Source organism: Mesorhizobium sp. M7A.F.Ca.MR.245.00.0.0 (assembly GCF_003997415.1).
Lineage (GTDB): Bacteria > Pseudomonadota > Alphaproteobacteria > Rhizobiales > Rhizobiaceae > Mesorhizobium.
This window is the reverse complement of the sequence record NZ_RZTE01000021.1, coordinates 43652-59382: the sequence shown is the minus strand read 5'-3', so window position 1 is coordinate 59382 and position 15731 is coordinate 43652. Positions and strand designations below refer to the sequence as shown.

Here is a 15731-nt window from a genome sequence, read left to right as displayed (position 1 = left end):
GACGCGATCTTTGCTGATGTCAAAATGCGCTTGGTACAATCCACGGATTGATGCTGATGCCGAGCCGCGGGCCCTTGCCTTCAGCGGTATTTTGCGTGGCACCCTTCTTCTCGACCGAACCGGTCGAAGCGCAATCGAGCTTCACGTTGGTCCTGGTGTCAACGCAGGCCGCCACCGGCGCATGCTTGACGGGATGGGTGGTGTTGGCGGCGAAGGCCGAGCCCGAAAGTGCCAGCACGGCGGCGAGGGTGAGGAGTGTCTTTTTCATTGTCAGTCTCCGGTTTCCGGGTCGAATTCAATTCGTACCGACGGGTGAATTTCTCTCGTACATGTACGATGCGCTGTACATATACGCCCGTCGATCGCGAAGTTCAAGGAAAACCGTACGCGTACAATAAATTTTTTGTTAACCAAGACCCCCCAGGTCTGGAGGAGAATACACAAACCAAAGGAAACGACGCTCAGCAGTTGACCGGTGTCTCGGTCAGCGGCGGGACGTTTTGCGTGCTGAGCGTGGCGAGCGTGAAATCGCACATCCGCTTCACGAAGGCCTGCGGATCGCCGAAGGGGTAGAACGGAAAGGTGATGAGCAGCGAGATCGTGCCGTGGCCGACCGCCCACAGCATGGTGGCGATGGCGCGCGGATCGCCCTGCAATTTGCCGGCGGCGACGCAGGCCTCGACCCTGCTGATCAGCACCTTCATAGCAGGGTTGCTCTCCTCCATTTCATTGTAGCCTTCCGGCAGCTTGGTCTTTTCGGTCATGAACACGGTGCGGTATTCGTTGGGATTGCCGAGTCCGAAAGCGGCATATTCGGTCATCACCGCCTGCAAGGCCTCGATTGGATCATCGGATGGATGCTCCTCGATGCGGCGGGCCAGCGTCTCGAACGCATCCTCGGCCAGAGCGAACAGGATGTCCTGCTTGTCGGCGAAGTAGGAATAGACAGACATCGGGGCGTAGCCGACCCGCTTGGCCAATTTGCGGATGGTCAGGCCTTCATAGCCTTCTTCCTGGACGAGCTTGTGCGCGGCCTCGACCAGTTCGGAGCGCAGTTCGGCCTTTTGTTTCTCGCGGCGTGTCTGGACGCTCTGCGGCAAGATCTGGTGCCTTTGGTTGGTTGGTGGCTGGCTAAATTATATACGCTGTACGGAAACGGACAAGGGCACGGGAAGTTCCCAGGCGGTATGCTTCGGATCGTGCCGACGCTTGTCGAGGTTGGCGGCACCCGTGATCAGCACCTTTGCTCCGTCAAAGCGGCCCATCACGCTTCCTTGTCGATCAGCTTCGCGGCAAGACGCGAAAGCAGCTTTACCGCCTCGCCATAGGTCCGGGCCTTTTCCGGATTGGAGGCGTTGCCGTCCAGCGCCCGCTTGTAGACGCCCTGGCAAATCGCGGCCAGCCGGAAGAAGGAAAAGGCGAGATAGAACGTCCAGTTGCCGATACCGGTGAGCCCGCGCCGCCGGCAGTAGGCGGCGACGTAGTCCTCCTCGGAGGGCAGGCCGAGTGCGGAACGGTCGACACCGCCCAGGCCGCGAAAGCCGGAAGCGTGCGGCAGCCGCCATTGCATGCATTGATAGGCGATATCGGCGAAGGGGTGGCCTGATGTCGACAATTCCCAGTCGAGCACCGCCAGCACCTTCGGCCGGTCCGGCGCGAAGATCAGATTGTCCAGCCGGTAGTCGCCATGCACCAACGAGATCCGGCCATCATCGGCGGGCATATGCGTTTCCAACCAGGCAATCAGCCCGTCCATGTCGGCGACTGCGTCAGTCTCCGAGGCGCGGTACTGGCTGGTCCAGCGCGCCAGCTGCCGCTCGAAATAATTTCCCGGCCGCCCGAAATCGCCGAGCCCCACTGTCCCGACATCGATCTCGTGCAGCGCCGCGAGGGTTTCGTTCATGGCATCGTATATAGCGGCGCGTTCTTCGTTGTCGCGAGCCTCCGGCAGCGCCGGATCCCAGAAAATGCGGCCGTCCAGGAAATCCATCACGTAAAACATGCGGCCGATGGGCGAGTCTTCCGCCGACAGATGCAGCATGGCAGGCACGGGCACGGCGGTGCCGGCAAGCGCGCTCATCACCCTGAATTCGCGGTCGACCTGATGCGCCGATTTCAGCAATTGCCCCGGCGGCTTGGCGCGCAGCACGTAACGGCCGCTTGCCGCCGTCAAAAGGTAAGTCGGGTTCGATTGGCCGGATTTGAACTTCTCGACTGCTGCAAGCTCGGAAAAGCCCGGTATGTTCGCCTCGAGGTAAGGCGCAAGCGCTGCCTGGTCGAGTACGGGATCACTCATGCCGTCTCGGGCTGGCGTTCGATCAAGGTCAGCGTCAACCAGCGCGCGGTCAGTGCCGGCTTCTTCGAACCTTCGATTTCGATCGTCACGTCATGCGCGGTCTGCACCCAGCCCGACGGCCGAACCTTGACGTCGGCCAGCACGAAACGCGTGCGGATGCGCGCGCCCGTTTTCACCGGCGCCAGGAAGCGCAGCGAATCGAAGCCGTGGTTGACGCCCATCTTGCCGTTTTCCAGCGGCGGCATGGTCTCGAAGGTCATCGCCGACAACAGCGACAGCGATAGGAAGCCGTGCGCGATGGTGCCGCCGAACGGCGTTTCGCGCATGGCCCGCTCCGGATCGCAGTGGATGAACTGGTGGTCGTCGGTGGCGTCGGCGAACTGGTCGATCATGCGTTGCGTGACCGCCCGCCATGGCGACACGCCAACCTCCTTGCCGACACTGGCCAGAAGCACATCGAGACTGATCGGTTCCACGCTCATGTCCTCCAGTTCACCCCCGGCTTCTGTGGCCGGAAAATGTCATTCCTTGAACAGGGTCAGCCCATGCTGCACCGACTGTCCGCCGTCGATCGGCAGGATGGCGCCGGTGACATAGCTGCCTGCACGGCTGCACAAATAGAGCGTTGCGCCGGCAATGTCATCCGGTGCGCCGATACGGCCGATCGGAACATGGCTGCCGACGTGCCTGGCCTGCTCATCCGTACTGGTGGCGAATGCCGTCATCCGGCTCTGGAAGGGGCCGGGAGCGAAGGCATTGACGGTGATGCGGCGGCCGGCGAACTCGAGCGCAAGGGTGCGGGTCAGATGATGCACGGCTGCCTTGGACGCCGTGTAGGAATAGGCGTCGTCGGCCAGCGGCTGCGTGCCCATCACCGAACCGAGATTGATCACCCTGGCCGGATCGGCGTCGCTGGCGGCGGCATCAAGCAGCGGCAGCAATTCGCGGGTCAGATGGAAGACCGCGGTGACGTTGACGCCAAACACCTTGGCCCATGCCGAATAGGGGAAGCTTTCCAGCGGCGCGCCCCAGGAGACGCCGGCGTTGTTGACCAGAATATGCAGTTTCCCGGTCCGCGCTTTGACCTCGGCGACGAGTGCGGCAATGCCGGTTTCGCTGGAGACATCGCCGGCGAAGCCTTCGGCCCGGCCGGATGCGCCAAGCTCGTTCAACTCTTCGGCGACCTTGACGCAGTCATCGCCCTTGCGCGACGCGATCATCACGTTGGCGCCGGCCTGCACCAGCGCGGTCGCCGCCATGCGCCCTATGCCGGTCGCGGCACCCGTCACCAGCGCGGTCTTGCCGGCCACCGAAAACAGCTCGTCCAGATAGCTCATCACAATCCTCTGCGCTCGGCATGCGGGCAAACAGTTCGCGTTGACAAGGCTATCCGAAGTACGGTCATCCTTGCCACTGACAAAATGCCTGGCATGCATGAAGGGTTAGCGACTGATGACGGAGATGAATCTCGGCATGACCGAGCGGTTGAAGCCGATCCACGCGCGCGTCGCGGCCATGGTGCGCGACGAGATCATGCCGCTCGACCATGAATTCCTCAGCGAAGTGGGCAAGGCAGGCAACCGCTGGGTCTACAGTGCGCGCCAGAGCGAGATCCTCGAAGGGCTGAAGAAAACCGCAAGGGAGCGCGGCCTGTGGAACTTCTGGCTGACCGGCTCGGAACGCGGCTACGGCCTTTCCACCGTCGAATACGCCTATCTGGCCGAAGAGATGGGCAAGGCGCATCTCGGCGCCGAGACCTTCAACTGCTCGGCGCCCGACACCGGCAATATGGAGGTGCTGGAACGGTACGGCTCGGCCGACCACAAGAAAGAATGGCTGGAACCGCTGCTCGAGGGAAAGATCCGCTCGGCCTATCTGATGACCGAGCCGGATGTCGCCTCGTCCGATGCCACCAACATTGCCATGCGCTGCGAGCGTCAGGGCGACGACTATGTGCTCAACGGCGAGAAATGGTGGGCTTCGGGCGCAGGCGATCCGCGCTGCGCCATCTACATCGTCATGGTCAGGACCGGCGGCGATGACGAGCCGCAGCACCGCCGTCATTCGATGGTCCTGGTGCCATCGGACACAAAAGGCGTGACCAAGGTGCGGGCCATGCAGGTTTATGGCGATGACGACGCGCCGCACGGCCACATGCATCTTCGCTTCGACAATGTGCGGGTACCGGCATCGAACCTGATCCTCGGCGAGGGCAGGGGGTTCGAGATCGCGCAAGGGCGGCTCGGCCCCGGCCGCATCCATCACTGCATGCGCGCCATCGGACAGGCCGAGATGGCGCTCGAGATGCTGTGCCAGCGTTCCTTGCGCCGCGAAGCCTTCGGCCAGAAGCTGGCAAAGCTCGGCGCCAATTTCGACATCATCGCCGAATGCCGCATGGAGATCGAAATGGCCCGGCTGCTCTGCCTCAAGGCGGCGTGGATGATCGATCAGGGCGACGCCCGCGCCGCGGCCCCCTGGATCAGCCAGATCAAGGTGGTGGCACCCCGCGTCGCGCTCAAGGTCACCGACGAAGCGGTGCAGATGTTCGGCGCGCAAGGCATCAGCCAGGACACGCCGCTGGCGCGGTCGTGGACGCATCTGCGGACCTTGCGCCTTGCCGACGGGCCGGACGCCGTGCATCGCCGTCAGGTGGCGCGCACCGAGCTGAAGAAATACACGCAGGAAAAGGTCTGAGCGCCGGCATCGTCATCCGGCGATGCCGACAGCCCAAGCACGGAGTGTTCCAATGGCCGTCCCCTCCGAAATGAAGGCGCTGCTGCTGGTCGGCGACGGCTACACCAGGACGCCGAGCGGCAGTGTGCTGGAGTCGACGGAGCCGTATCTCGAGCCGGGCAACATCGCGGTGCCGACACCCGGACCGACGCAGGTGCTGATCAAGGTCAACCTCGCCTCGATCAACCCCTCCGACATCGCCTTCATCAAGGGCCAGTACGGCCAGCCGCGCGCCAAGGGCCAGCCGGCCGGCTTCGAGGGCGTCGGGATTGTCGTCGCCAGCGGGGACGAGCCCTATCCCAAAAGCCTGATCGGCAAGCGCGTCGCCTTTGCCACCGGTGTCAGCAACTGGGGCTCATGGGCCGATTATGCCGCTGCCGAGGCAGTGGCGTGTATCCCACTTCTCGACACGGTCCGCGACGAGGATGGCGCGGCGATGATCGTCAACCCGCTCACCGCGCTTGCCATGTTCGACATCGTCAAGCAGGAAGGCGAAAAGGCCTTCGTCATGACCGCCGGCGCCAGCCAGCTCTGCAAGCTGATCATCGGCCTGGCCAGGGAGGCAGGTTTCCGACCGATCGTCACCGTGCGGCGTGACGATCAGATCGCTTTGCTGAAAGCGCTTGGCGCGGCGCACGTGCTCAATGAAAAGGCGCCGGATTTCAAGGCGGCTCTGCGCGAGGTGATGAAGGCCGAACAGCCGCGCATTTTCCTGGACGCGGTGACCGGGCCGCTTGCCTCCGCCATCTTCGACGTCATGCCGAAGCGGTCGCGCTGGATCATCTATGGGCGGCTCGATCCCGAAGCCACCGTTATCCGCGAGCCCGGTCAACTGATCTTCCAGCATAAGCATATCGAAGGTTTTTGGCTGAGCGAGTGGATGCGCCAGTTCCGCGACCGCCGCGGCCCGGCGATCCTGGAAGCGCAGAAGCGTTTTTCCGATGGGCGCTGGTCGACCGACGTGACGGCGGTGGTGCCGCTTGCCGAGGCGATGGCGCGGGTGCCAGCGGAACTGGCTAAGCCGAACGGCAAGGTGTTCATCCGGCCTTAGCCTCGGAGTGCTTTGCGTCAGAGATCGCCGGTTATCCGCCGCCTCGGGACCGTCAGGCCGATACCCGCGTCCATCAAGCCCCCTATGCCATGCCGCTGCGTCCGTGATATGCCGCCGCCATCGAATGCCGGGACAGGCTGGACTGAGCTTGTTCCGGGATTGTGTGGGGTGCCTTGATGACGATTTCCAAGCCGGTTTTCGACCGTTTGGGGTTTGGCCTGTGGATCGGAGCGTTCCTGGTCGTTCTTGCCATGGTCCTGCGGTCGCCGTACACGCGGACGGTATGGAAGGCCTATATAGACGGCAGCGAGGCGCTTCTGGCCGGTCTGCCGCTCTACGACACCCAATCCGAGATGGGGTATCTCTACGCGCCGGCCTTCGCCGCGCTCTACACTCCGATAGTCAAGCTCGGTCCGCATCTGGGCGGCGTGGTGTGGCACTCCCTCGGGTTTGCGGTGCTGACCTATGCCGCGATGCGGCAGGTGCGCAAGCTCGGTGGTGGCGAGTTGATGTGGCTGCTTTCTTTCGGCCTCTTCCTCGCTTTGCCGATGGCGCTCGGCGCGATCCGCAACGGCCAGGCGACGATCCTTTTGACCGCCGCTTGCTGGCTTCTCACATTGTCGGCGCTGGAAGGGCGACGGGCGGAGACATTCTTCTGGGCTTCGCTTGCCATCATCGCCAAGCCGACCGCGATCATAATGCTGTTGTTGGTAGGAGCCCTTCGGCTTCGGTTGATACCGGTGCTGGTGCTGGCGGTGCTGTTCGTGCTCGCACTGCCTTACGCTTTTGCTCCCGCCGGCTATCTCAACGATCAGTATCGTGTTTTCGCCCAGATGCTGACCTCCATGGCCGTCGACAATACCAGCCATTTCGTGTCCACCGATTTCACGGCACCGTTCACCACGATAGGGCTGCCGATACCGGAATTCGGCGCAACGATCGTGCGCATGGTCATGGCCCTCCTTACGCTTTCAGCCGTCATCTGGTTCGACCGCAGGCTCGAAGGGGGAAAGGCAGCGCTGGCGATCTTCCTGACGGCCACTTTCTACATGTGCGTCTTCAACCCGCGCGTCGAGCCCAACACCTTTGCCATGATCGCGGTACCAGCCGGTCTTGCCATCGCCCTGTTGTGGCGCGAAGAACGAGGCGGCGTCCTCGCCTCGGTGCTGTCGATGACGCTGTTCGTGACCGGGCTGAGCGGCGTCGAGCGCCATGTGCACGATTTCCTCTTCCCCTGGTTCCGGCCGGTGGCCGTCACTTTCATCGCCGGTTCGCTGATCTGGTGGTTCTGGGCCAAGGCACGGGAAAAGGTGGTGAATGCGGGAGTCGCGAATGGCTGAGTTGCGACAGAGCCTCGATATCGTTGCGCCATTCTTCAACGAGGCGGCTTCGGCATCGGCCTTCGCGCGCCTGCTCGGCGAGCTCGAAGCGGCCGTGGCACAGCGCTTCGGCATGACCGTGCACAAGATCCTGGTCGATGACGGCAGCCGTGACGACGGCGCCGGACGATTTTCGCAAGCGCTGACGGGATCGTGGGAGATCGTCCGCCTCAGCCGCAATTTCGGCAAGGAAGTCGCTGTACTCGCCGGCCTCGACCAGTCGCGCGGCGACATGGTGCTGATCATGGACGCCGACCTCCAGCATTCCCTGGATATCAGCCTGAAGCTGATCGCCGAGTTGGTGAACCATCCCGACATCGATGTCGTCTATGCCCAGAACGACCGCCGCGAGGCGAGCTGGCGGCGCAGCCAGCTTGCACGGCTTTTCTACAGCCTGATCAACAGCAGCCAGCGTTTCGACATTCCCGAAAATGCCGGCGACTTTCGCGTCATGCGCGGCGCCGTGGCGCGCGCACTGACCAGCCTGCGTGACAAGCGTCGCTTCAACAAGGGCCTGTTTGCCTGGGCGGGCTTTCGCCAGAAAGCATTGCCCTATTCGCCGGAAGGCCGCGCCAGCGGCACATCGAAATGGAGCCGGCTCAACCTGATCGCCTTCTCGCTCGAAGGGTTCACCTCGTTCTCCGTCATTCCGCTGCGCCTGATCAGTCTTAGCGGGCTGCTCGCGGCGTTGGCCGGCGCGCTCTATGGTGCAAAGGTGTTCTTCGAGGTGATCTTCTACGGCATTGCCGTTCCGGGCTACCCCAGCCTGCTGGTTGCCGTCGTTCTGCTCGGCGGCCTCAACCTGACCCTGCTTGGCCTGATCGGCGAATATGTCTGGGTGACGCTCAGCGAGAGCAAGGATCGGCCGGTCTATCTCGTGCGCGATGTCGTGCGCAGCGATGCCCCCGCCGACCGGCCGGAGCCGGGCTCTTCGAACAGATGACGCGGCGCATTCGCCTGATCGCCGACGATTACGGCCTGGCGCCTGGCGTTTCCGCCGGGATTCTCGATCTTCTCGATCGGGGGCGCCTGACCGGCACCAGTTGCATGACCGGCTTTCCCGAGTGGGCAAAGGAGGCAGAGCGCATAAAACCGCTGTGCGGCCGGGCCGCGGTTGGGCTGCACCTCACCTTGACCGACCAGTTGGCCGTCACCGGCCGGTCGGCCCTGGCGCCGGAAGGCCGGCTGCCACCGCTCCGCGCACTGGCCTTGCCTGTTCTGCGCGGCCGCATCGGCGCCCGCCATGTCCATGCCGAGCTTGACGCCCAGTACAGCCGCTTCGTCGAGGCGCTTGGCCGCCGCCCCGATTTCGTCGACGGGCATCAGCATGTGCATTTCCTTCCTGTCGTGCGCACATGGCTGTGCGCACGGTTTCCAGAAGGCGCCGACAGGCCGGCCCTGCGCGGCGCCCCGGCGCTGGCCGCGGGAGCGAAAGTCGCTGCGATTGCCGCGCTCGCCGCCGGGTTCAACCGCTCGATGCAGCGCGCGGGCTTCACCGTTTTCCAGCCGCTCGCCGGCATCTATGACTGGCGGCAACCGGAAAAGTTCGCTGCGGTTCTGCAGGCCGCCGTCGAAGGGTTGCCGGAGCGAGGGCTGTTCATGTGTCATCCCGGCCATGTCGACGAGACGCTGCGCGCGCGCGACATGATGCAAGGTGTGCGCGAGGTCGAATTCGCGGCCCTCGCATCGGACCCGTTCGGAGCCAGCCTGGCCCGCGCCGGCGTCGAGATCTTGGACGGCAAGAGATGAGCGACGCCGATCGGCCCCAGCGTTCGGCCGGCAGCAAGATCGTCCGCTTCGCCATTGTCGGACTGGCGAACACGGCCATCGACCTTGCCAGCTTTTTCCTGCTGCTCAAGCTCGAGGTTCCGCCGGTGCCGGCCAACATCGCTGCCTGGTTCGTCGCCGTCACCTTTTCCTTCGCGGCGAACGGCTTGTGGTCGTTTGAGCGCAATCGAGCCATCCGGCTGCATGACGCGTTCCTTCGTTTCGCCACGCTTGGAGCGCTGATTTCGCTCGGTGTCTCCAGCCTCTCGATCGCGCTGTTCGCCGGCATCATCGGGGTGTGGCCGGCGAAAATCGGCGGCGTCGTGGTGGCGGCGGTGCTGAATTTCCTCGCCGCGCGCTGGTCGATCGAAGGCCGGTTCTTGAGATAGGCGGAATTATTTTTCTTACGAAATTCCGGACGAAAACCCGCTACACACTTTTCCTGGAATTTCTATTCAGCCGGCTCCACATTGGTGTAGGCGGCTTCCTCCAACTCGCGCTTCAGTCGGGCTTCCTCGTGGGTCTTCGGCGTGACGAAGCGGCCAAGCAGGAGATAGGCGACCGGCGTCAGGAACAGCGTCGAGACCGTGGCCAGCCCCAGGCCGCCGACGATGACCCAGCCGAGCGCGACGCGCGCCTCGGCACCGGCGCCGCTCGCCAGCACCAGCGGCAGGCCGCCGAGCACGGTGCAGATCATCGTCATCATCACCGGCCGCACGCGGATGATCGAGGCCTGTTCGATCGCCTCGCGCACGCCAAGCCCGCGGTCGCGCAACTGGTTGGCGAATTCGACGATCAGGATGCCGTTCTTGGCCATGACGCCGACCAAAAGCACCAGGCCAATCTGGCTGTAGGCGTTGAGACTGGTGCCCGAGAGGAGAAGCGCGAAAATTGCACAGGCCAGCCCGAGCGGCACCGTCGCCATGATGATGACGGCGCTGACAAAACTTTCGAACTGGGCGGCCAGCACCAAAAGGATGATGACCAGCGCGAAGCCGAAAATGGTGACCATGGCGCTGTTGGTCTCGCCCAGCGTCGCCGCCTCGGCCAGCGGCAGGATGCGGCTGCCTGGCGGCAGCAGCGGCGTGGCGATTTGCTCGGCGCGGGTGAGCGCATCGCCAAGCGCGAAGTCGCCGCTGAGGTTGGACGTGATCGCCACAGAGGGCTGCTGCTGTTCGCGCGACAGCGACGGCGGCACGGCGCGTTCGGTCAGCGTGGCGATGGTCGACATCGGCACGAAACGTCCGTCGGCTGTTTTCAGGAAGATGTTCTCCAGATCCGTCGGATCGTTGATCGGATTTGTGGTCGAGACCAGCTTCACGCCGTAGCTGCGGTCGGCGATGTAGACGTCGACGACGTCGTTGCCGTCGAGCATGGCCTGCAAGGTGTTGGCCAGTCCTGATATGTCGATGCCGAGGTCGGAGGCGCGCTCACGGTCGATGGCCACGGCGAGCTGCGGCTGCGTCGGGTCGATGGACAGGCGCGGTGTCTGGAAGCGCGGGTCCTTCTGCATCTCGGCGATGATCTTCACGGCGGCATCGCCGAGCGCCTTGCGGTCGTTGCCGACCAGCGCGAACTGCAGGCCGTTGCCGGCGCCACGGATACCCAGGCTGTTGGGCTGCACCGGGAAGATGCGCACGCTCGGCACCTGCCTGGTCAGCTGGCTGATCTCGGCCATGATCTCCTGCTGGCTGCGGCTGCGCTCGTTCCACGGCGCCAGCGTCATCACCATGAAGCCGGAGTTGTAGGAGCCGTTCTGGCCGGCATTTTCGAAAGTGCTGCGGATCTCGCCGGAATCGCGCATCGGCTGGATCAGTCTCTCGATCTTCTGCATCTGCTGCGTGGTGTAGTCGAGGCTGACGCCTTGCGGGGCGCTGATGCGCAGAAGTACGGCGGCGCGGTCCTCGGTCGGCGTCAGCTCCTGGCGGATGGTGCCGAACAGCGTGAAGGCGGTGCCGGCGAACAGCACCGCGACCAGGAGTACGATCCATGGCGCGTCGAGGCAGGCGTGCAGGCTGCGCTTGTAGGCCGTATTGAGCGCGCCGCCGATGCGGGCGCCGATGCCATGGTCACCTTCGTGGTGGAGCGATGCGCCGGTCAGCATGCGCGAGGCGAGCATCGGGCACAGCGTCAACGCCACCACGCAGGACAAGAGCACCGACATGGCAAGCACGAAGCCGAATTCGCGGAACAAGCCGCCGGTCTGGCCGGGCAGGAACGAAATCGGCACGAAGACGGCGACCAGCGTCAAGGTGGTGGCAATAACGGCAAAGAACACTTCCTGCGCGCCAAGCACAGCGGCCGCACGCGGTCCCATGCCTTCGTTGCGTCGTCGCACGATGTTTTCGAGCACGACGATGGCGTCGTCGACGACCAGGCCGGTCGCCAGCACCAGCGCGAGCAGGGTCAGGATGTTGACCGAGAAGCCGGCCAGATAGATGGCGGCGATGGTGCCGATCATGGCGACCGGCATCGCCAGGCCGGGGATAAGCGTCGCGCGCCAGTCGAGGAGAAACACATAGATGACGATCAGCACCATGGTGACGGACAGGCCGAGCGCGATCTCGACCTCGTGCACCGCGCCCTTGACGAAGACCGCGTCGTCGCTGGTGATCTTGATCGACATGCCCTTGGGCAGGTTTTCCTGCAACTTGGCGACGGCGGACTGGACGCCGGTCGAGATGTCCAACGTGTTCGATTCCGCCTGGCGGATGACGCCGATGCCGATGCCGGTCTTGCCATCCGAACGCAATGTGGTCTGGCCGACATCGGGGCCGAGTGTGACGGTGGCGACATCGCGGATGCGCGTCGTGCCGCCGATGATGATGTTCTCGAACTCTCCCGGCGTGGTGACGTCGGCAGTCGTGCGGACGATCAGGTCCTGGTTGGTCGTGGTGATCGAACCGGCGGGGGAATCGAAGGCGACCGAGGCAAGGGCGGCCCTGAGATCGGCAACCGTGAAGCCGAGGCTGGCCAGCTTGTTCTGATCGACATCGATGCGGAAGATCTTGTCGCGGTCGCCATAGACCTGGACGTCGGCAACGCCGGGCACGGCGGCCAACTCGTCCTCGATCTGGTCCTGGACCACCACGGTCATGTCCTGGATCGACATGTTGTCCGAGGTCACCGCCAGCCGCATCACCGGGTCGGAATTGGCGTCGGCCTTGACGATGCGCGGCGGATCGGCGGTGTCCGGCATCTGGTTGGCGACGCGGCCGACAGCATCACGCACGTCCGAGGCGGCGACATTCAGATCGACGCCATCGTTGAACTCGATGGTGACGCGGCTTGAGCCGAATGAGGAAGACGACGAGATCGACTTGACGCCGGAGACGCGGGCGACGGCGCCCTCGATGGTGTCGGTCAGCTCGCGATCGACGGTCTCGGCCGCCGCGCCCTCGAAGGTGGTGGAAACGGTGACGACCGCGCGATCGACATCAGGCAGTTCGCGGATCTCGACGCCGTAGAAGGCGGCCAGGCCGGCGACCGCAATCAGTGTGTTCAGCACGAAGGCCATCACCGGCCTGCGGATGAACAGGGCGGTGAAGCCGGTCTCGCTGGCAGTGTTGGCGGGGCTGGTCATGTGCCTGCGGCGGCGTCCGCGGCGCGCTGCTCTTCACCTGCAAGGCGGACCGCGCCGCCCTCGCTGACGCTCTGGGTGCCCTCTGTGACCACCATGTCGCCATTGTCGATCTCGGCGTCGATCAGCACGGTCTCGGTGTTGCGCTGTATGATGCGCACCGGGACCCGCCTGGCCTTGCCATCCTCGATCTGCCAGACATAGGCGCCGTCCGACCCCCACAGGATCGCCAGCGGGCTGACGGCCGGATAGATTTGCCCCGGAAATTTCATGGTGATGCCGAACGACATGCCGGCGCGCAACGAATCCGCAGGGTTGGCGATCTTGGCCTTGACCAGCAGGGTGCGGCTCTTTTCATCGATGTGGTTGTCGATGGCCGAAACGGTGCCGCTATAAGCGTTGCTGGGATTGGCGATCGGCGTCGCCGTCAATTGTGCGCCGACCTTGACGGCGGCAGCGAAGCGCTCGGGCACTAGGAAATCGACCAGGATTGAGGACCGGTCGTCGAGCGTGGCGATGGCCGACTGGTTGGTGACATAATTGCCGGCCGAGATCGGCAGGATGCCGACGGTGCCAGCGATCGGTGCCAGTATCGACCGGCGCTGCAGCGCCAGTTCCGCATCCTGAAGCGCCAGCTTGGCGCCGGCCAAGACCACTTCGGCATCGGCCACTGCGACTGGTGTCGCGGCATTGGAGGCACGAAGCGACCTGACGCGGTCGAGTTTGGCCTGCGCATCCTGCAAGGCGAGCTTGGCGCGGTCCTGAGAGATCACTTCGGTCTCGGAATCCAGGGTGGCGAGGATCTGTCCCTTATCGACATGGCTGCCGGATTCGACCAGCAGTTCGGCGAGGCGGCCGGAGCTGTAGGGATTGACGGTCACCGAGGCGTTGGCACGGCCGGTGCCGATTGCCTGCAGGCGGTCGTTGATAACAGCCGAAGTGGCCGCAAGGGCGACCACGTTCACCCGCTGGTTGCCGCCATTACGGCCGTTTGCCTGCTTCGCGTTGGCGGTGCCGGTCTCAGCCGGGGGCGTTGCCGCGGAGGCCCAGTCGATGCCCCAGCGTGCCAGCACGTCCGGCGCGCCGGGATAAAAGCGCAGCCAGACGGCTGCCGCCACCACCAGCACCACAAGTGCAAAAAGTATCTGTTTCCAGGCGGCCATCGGCACTCCGGTTGGTAAAACAATCCTTCCGTCTACCGGTTTCCCGAATGAAGCAGACGCAGCGAGGCTATTGTAAGGCAAAGAAGCCGCCTCGATATCGCGTCTTTATGACAATTCTCCGGGGGCTGCGCACATTAAATATATGTAACCTTTGAGAAAATATGCGTAACGCTTTGGATCGTCGCACAGGCACTAACGCAGACTTTCCATCTCGCGAATGCGTTTGGCGCCTTCTGCTTCCAGTTGCCTGGTGACGGCGCCGATCAGCGTTTCGGCGACAACGAAAAGGGCAGCCGAAGAGTCCCATGCCGACGGCACCGCGGTTCGTCCGGCGATAACATGACGAGCAAAGCGGGCGATCGGCGACAGCCACTGGTCGGTGAACAGCACGATCTGGACGCCACGCTGATGCGCCTTCTCGGCGAAGCGGACGAGGCTGTCCTGGTAGCGCCTGATGTCGAAGATCACCAGCACGTCGCGCTTGCCCATGTCGATCAGCCGGTCGCGCCACATGCTCTCCTGCCCGGCGAGGTGAAAGACATCCGGCTGGATGACGGCGAGGTGGGCGGCCATGTAGCGCGCCAGCGGATCGGTGAAGCGACCGCCGATCAGGAATGTCTTGCCGCGCCGGTCGGCGAGCCGGGCGGCGATGTCGGCAAGCTGCCTGTCGGAGAGGTGCCTGAACGTCTCGCGCATATTGTCGAGCGTCGCTTCCAGCATCGGCGACGCCGTGCCGCCGCCGGGCGAGGGCGGGTTGAGCGTCCTTGTTGCCGGCGATTGCAGTTGCGCCGCCAGTTCGTCCTGCAGGCTCGACTGGAATTCCGGATAGTTCTGAAAACCCAGCCGGGCGACGAAACGCAGGATCGTCGGCGAGGAGACGCCCGCCGCGGCCGAGAATTCAGCGACCGTTTTCAGGCCGATCATCGGATAGTTGGCGATCAGTGTCTGGGCCGCGCGCCGTTCGCCGGCCGGCATCGTGCCGAGGCGATCGGCGATCAGTTCGGCAATGCTGGAAATCATGTTTTCCCCACCTCTGGCTCGGCCGAAGGCCTTTTCCGAGATCGCATTTGACAAAGCCGGACAAACTGTATGAAATCATCCACAGGGACGCAATGAGGCAAAATACGTAACATACGATACAGCGCTCCCCGGGGACGGCAGAGTATGGAGAAAGCACGGCCCGCCAGCCTTGCATCGTCTGATACCGTGAGGGTGACGAACCCCGCCGGATCGAGCCCATTCGTGCTGACCTGCGATCACGCCTCGAACTACCTGCCGGCCGAATTCGGCACGCTCGGCCTTGCCGCCGAGGACCTGTCGCGCCACATCGCCTGGGATCCCGGCGCGCTGCCTGTTGCCCGCCGCATGGCGCAGGCGCTTGACGCGACTCTGGTCGAGACCCGCATTTCGCGCCTTGTCATCGACTGCAACCGGCCGCTCGACGCGCCCGACCTGGTGCCGCCGGTCAGTGAGACAACGGTCATACCGGGCAATGCCGGCCTGTCGGAAAACGAGCGGGCGGCACGTGTTGCCCTGTCATGGCAGCCTTTCCACGACACGATTGCCGGTATCATCGACAACAGGCTGTCACATGGTCAGGAAACGCGGCTGGTTTCGGTCCACTCCTTCACGCCGGTCTACAAATCCAAAAACCGGCCCTGGCATATCGGCATCATCCACGACGAGGATCGCCGGCTGGCGGCGCCGCTGATATCGGCGCTGAAGCGGCTTGCCGGCGTCACCGTCGGCGTCAACGAGCCGT

At 63.9% G+C, this 15731-nt stretch carries 15 protein-coding genes (1 of these 15 cut by a window edge); 7 read left to right on the top strand and 8 right to left on the bottom strand.

Going from position 1 to position 15731, the window contains the following annotated elements:
- Window positions 1–19: 19 nt before the first annotated feature.
- From EOB80_RS20850 to EOB80_RS20825, 5 genes are all read right to left on the bottom strand, one after another.
- On the bottom strand, window positions 20–268 hold the full coding sequence (locus tag EOB80_RS20850) for a DUF680 domain-containing protein (RefSeq protein WP_127268964.1): 249 nt from the start codon (window positions 266–268) through the stop codon (window positions 20–22).
- Window positions 269–461: 193 nt separating this feature from the next.
- Window positions 462–1100 (bottom strand): TetR/AcrR family transcriptional regulator, encoded by a 639-nt coding sequence (locus EOB80_RS20845; protein WP_127268963.1) that lies wholly within the window; start codon window positions 1098–1100, stop codon window positions 462–464.
- 164 nt (window positions 1101–1264) lie between these two features.
- Complete coding sequence (locus tag EOB80_RS20835; protein WP_127329419.1) at window positions 1265–2296, bottom strand: phosphotransferase; 1032 nt, start codon at window positions 2294–2296, stop codon at window positions 1265–1267.
- A complete protein-coding gene (locus EOB80_RS20830; RefSeq protein ID WP_023810115.1) occupies window positions 2293–2778 on the bottom strand; it encodes a MaoC family dehydratase in 486 nt (161 codons plus the stop codon). Before EOB80_RS20830 ends, EOB80_RS20835 begins: the two co-directional genes overlap by 4 nt.
- Before the next feature lie 39 nt (window positions 2779–2817).
- Window positions 2818–3633 (bottom strand): SDR family oxidoreductase, encoded by an 816-nt coding sequence (locus EOB80_RS20825; protein ID WP_127329417.1) that lies wholly within the window; start codon window positions 3631–3633, stop codon window positions 2818–2820.
- Between the two features lie 115 nt (window positions 3634–3748).
- Here EOB80_RS20825 and EOB80_RS20820 point away from each other — a divergent pair, with 115 nt between their 5' ends.
- The 6 genes from EOB80_RS20820 (at window position 3749) to EOB80_RS20795 (ending at window position 9615) form a co-directional block, all read left to right on the top strand.
- Entirely contained in the window at window positions 3749–4990 is a 1242-nt protein-coding gene (locus tag EOB80_RS20820) for an acyl-CoA dehydrogenase family protein (RefSeq protein WP_127329415.1), read from the top strand.
- 52 nt (window positions 4991–5042) lie between these two features.
- On the top strand, window positions 5043–6080 hold the full coding sequence (locus tag EOB80_RS20815) for a zinc-binding dehydrogenase (protein ID WP_127329413.1): 1038 nt from the start codon (window positions 5043–5045) through the stop codon (window positions 6078–6080).
- A 176-nt stretch (window positions 6081–6256) separates the two neighbouring features.
- Window positions 6257–7420 (top strand): glycosyltransferase 87 family protein, encoded by a 1164-nt coding sequence (locus EOB80_RS20810; RefSeq protein WP_127269057.1) that lies wholly within the window; start codon window positions 6257–6259, stop codon window positions 7418–7420.
- Window positions 7413–8402, top strand: coding sequence for a glycosyltransferase family 2 protein (locus tag EOB80_RS20805; protein WP_127329411.1), 990 nt, complete (start codon window positions 7413–7415; stop codon window positions 8400–8402). The genes EOB80_RS20810 and EOB80_RS20805 overlap by 8 nt, the downstream gene beginning before the upstream one ends.
- Entirely contained in the window at window positions 8399–9208 is an 810-nt protein-coding gene (locus EOB80_RS20800) for a ChbG/HpnK family deacetylase (RefSeq protein WP_127329409.1), read from the top strand. Before EOB80_RS20805 ends, EOB80_RS20800 begins: the two co-directional genes overlap by 4 nt.
- The gene (locus tag EOB80_RS20795; RefSeq protein WP_127329407.1) at window positions 9205–9615 is read left to right on the top strand and encodes a GtrA family protein; all 411 of its coding nucleotides are present in this window, start codon (window positions 9205–9207) and stop codon (window positions 9613–9615) included. Before EOB80_RS20800 ends, EOB80_RS20795 begins: the two co-directional genes overlap by 4 nt.
- 62 nt (window positions 9616–9677) lie before the next feature.
- Here EOB80_RS20795 and EOB80_RS20790 read toward each other — a convergent pair whose 3' ends face one another.
- From EOB80_RS20790 to EOB80_RS20780, 3 genes are all read right to left on the bottom strand, one after another.
- Complete coding sequence (locus tag EOB80_RS20790; protein ID WP_127329405.1) at window positions 9678–12809, bottom strand: efflux RND transporter permease subunit; 3132 nt, start codon at window positions 12807–12809, stop codon at window positions 9678–9680.
- The gene (locus EOB80_RS20785; protein ID WP_127329403.1) at window positions 12806–13969 is read right to left on the bottom strand and encodes an efflux RND transporter periplasmic adaptor subunit; all 1164 of its coding nucleotides are present in this window, start codon (window positions 13967–13969) and stop codon (window positions 12806–12808) included. Before EOB80_RS20785 ends, EOB80_RS20790 begins: the two co-directional genes overlap by 4 nt.
- A gap of 192 nt (window positions 13970–14161) precedes the next feature.
- Window positions 14162–14989 carry a MurR/RpiR family transcriptional regulator gene (locus tag EOB80_RS20780; RefSeq protein ID WP_127318706.1) on the bottom strand — a complete coding sequence of 276 codons (828 nt, stop codon included), beginning with the start codon at window positions 14987–14989 and terminating at the stop codon, window positions 14162–14164.
- A gap of 144 nt (window positions 14990–15133) precedes the next feature.
- On the opposite strand from EOB80_RS20780, the gene EOB80_RS20775 reads away from it, so the two are divergent.
- On the top strand, window positions 15134–15731 hold the 5' portion of the coding sequence (locus tag EOB80_RS20775) for an N-formylglutamate amidohydrolase (RefSeq protein WP_127329401.1). 176 nt of this gene lie beyond the right edge of the window; the window shows 598 of its 774 coding nt (coding positions 1–598); its start codon is at window positions 15134–15136; the stop codon falls past the right edge of the window.

Excerpts from the sequence above, each read along its gene's own strand:
- EOB80_RS20820 (WP_127329415.1), top strand. The coding sequence starts at position 3,749 with ATGACGGAGATGAATCTCGGCATGACCGAGCGGTTGAAGCCGATCCAC.
- EOB80_RS20825 (WP_127329417.1), bottom strand. The coding sequence starts at position 3,633 with ATGAGCTATCTGGACGAGCTGTTTTCGGTGGCCGGCAAGACCGCGCTG.
- EOB80_RS20800 (WP_127329409.1), top strand. The coding sequence starts at position 8,399 with ATGACGCGGCGCATTCGCCTGATCGCCGACGATTACGGCCTGGCGCCT.
- EOB80_RS20815 (WP_127329413.1), top strand. The coding sequence starts at position 5,043 with ATGGCCGTCCCCTCCGAAATGAAGGCGCTGCTGCTGGTCGGCGACGGC.
- EOB80_RS20850 (WP_127268964.1), bottom strand. The coding sequence starts at position 268 with ATGAAAAAGACACTCCTCACCCTCGCCGCCGTGCTGGCACTTTCGGGC.
- EOB80_RS20785 (WP_127329403.1), bottom strand. The coding sequence starts at position 13,969 with ATGGCCGCCTGGAAACAGATACTTTTTGCACTTGTGGTGCTGGTGGTG.
- EOB80_RS20805 (WP_127329411.1), top strand. The coding sequence starts at position 7,413 with ATGGCTGAGTTGCGACAGAGCCTCGATATCGTTGCGCCATTCTTCAAC.
- EOB80_RS20790 (WP_127329405.1), bottom strand. The coding sequence starts at position 12,809 with ATGACCAGCCCCGCCAACACTGCCAGCGAGACCGGCTTCACCGCCCTG.
- EOB80_RS20835 (WP_127329419.1), bottom strand. The coding sequence starts at position 2,296 with ATGAGTGATCCCGTACTCGACCAGGCAGCGCTTGCGCCTTACCTCGAG.
- EOB80_RS20780 (WP_127318706.1), bottom strand. The coding sequence starts at position 14,989 with ATGATTTCCAGCATTGCCGAACTGATCGCCGATCGCCTCGGCACGATG.
- EOB80_RS20795 (WP_127329407.1), top strand. The coding sequence starts at position 9,205 with ATGAGCGACGCCGATCGGCCCCAGCGTTCGGCCGGCAGCAAGATCGTC.
- EOB80_RS20810 (WP_127269057.1), top strand. The coding sequence starts at position 6,257 with ATGACGATTTCCAAGCCGGTTTTCGACCGTTTGGGGTTTGGCCTGTGG.
- EOB80_RS20830 (WP_023810115.1), bottom strand. The coding sequence starts at position 2,778 with ATGAGCGTGGAACCGATCAGTCTCGATGTGCTTCTGGCCAGTGTCGGC.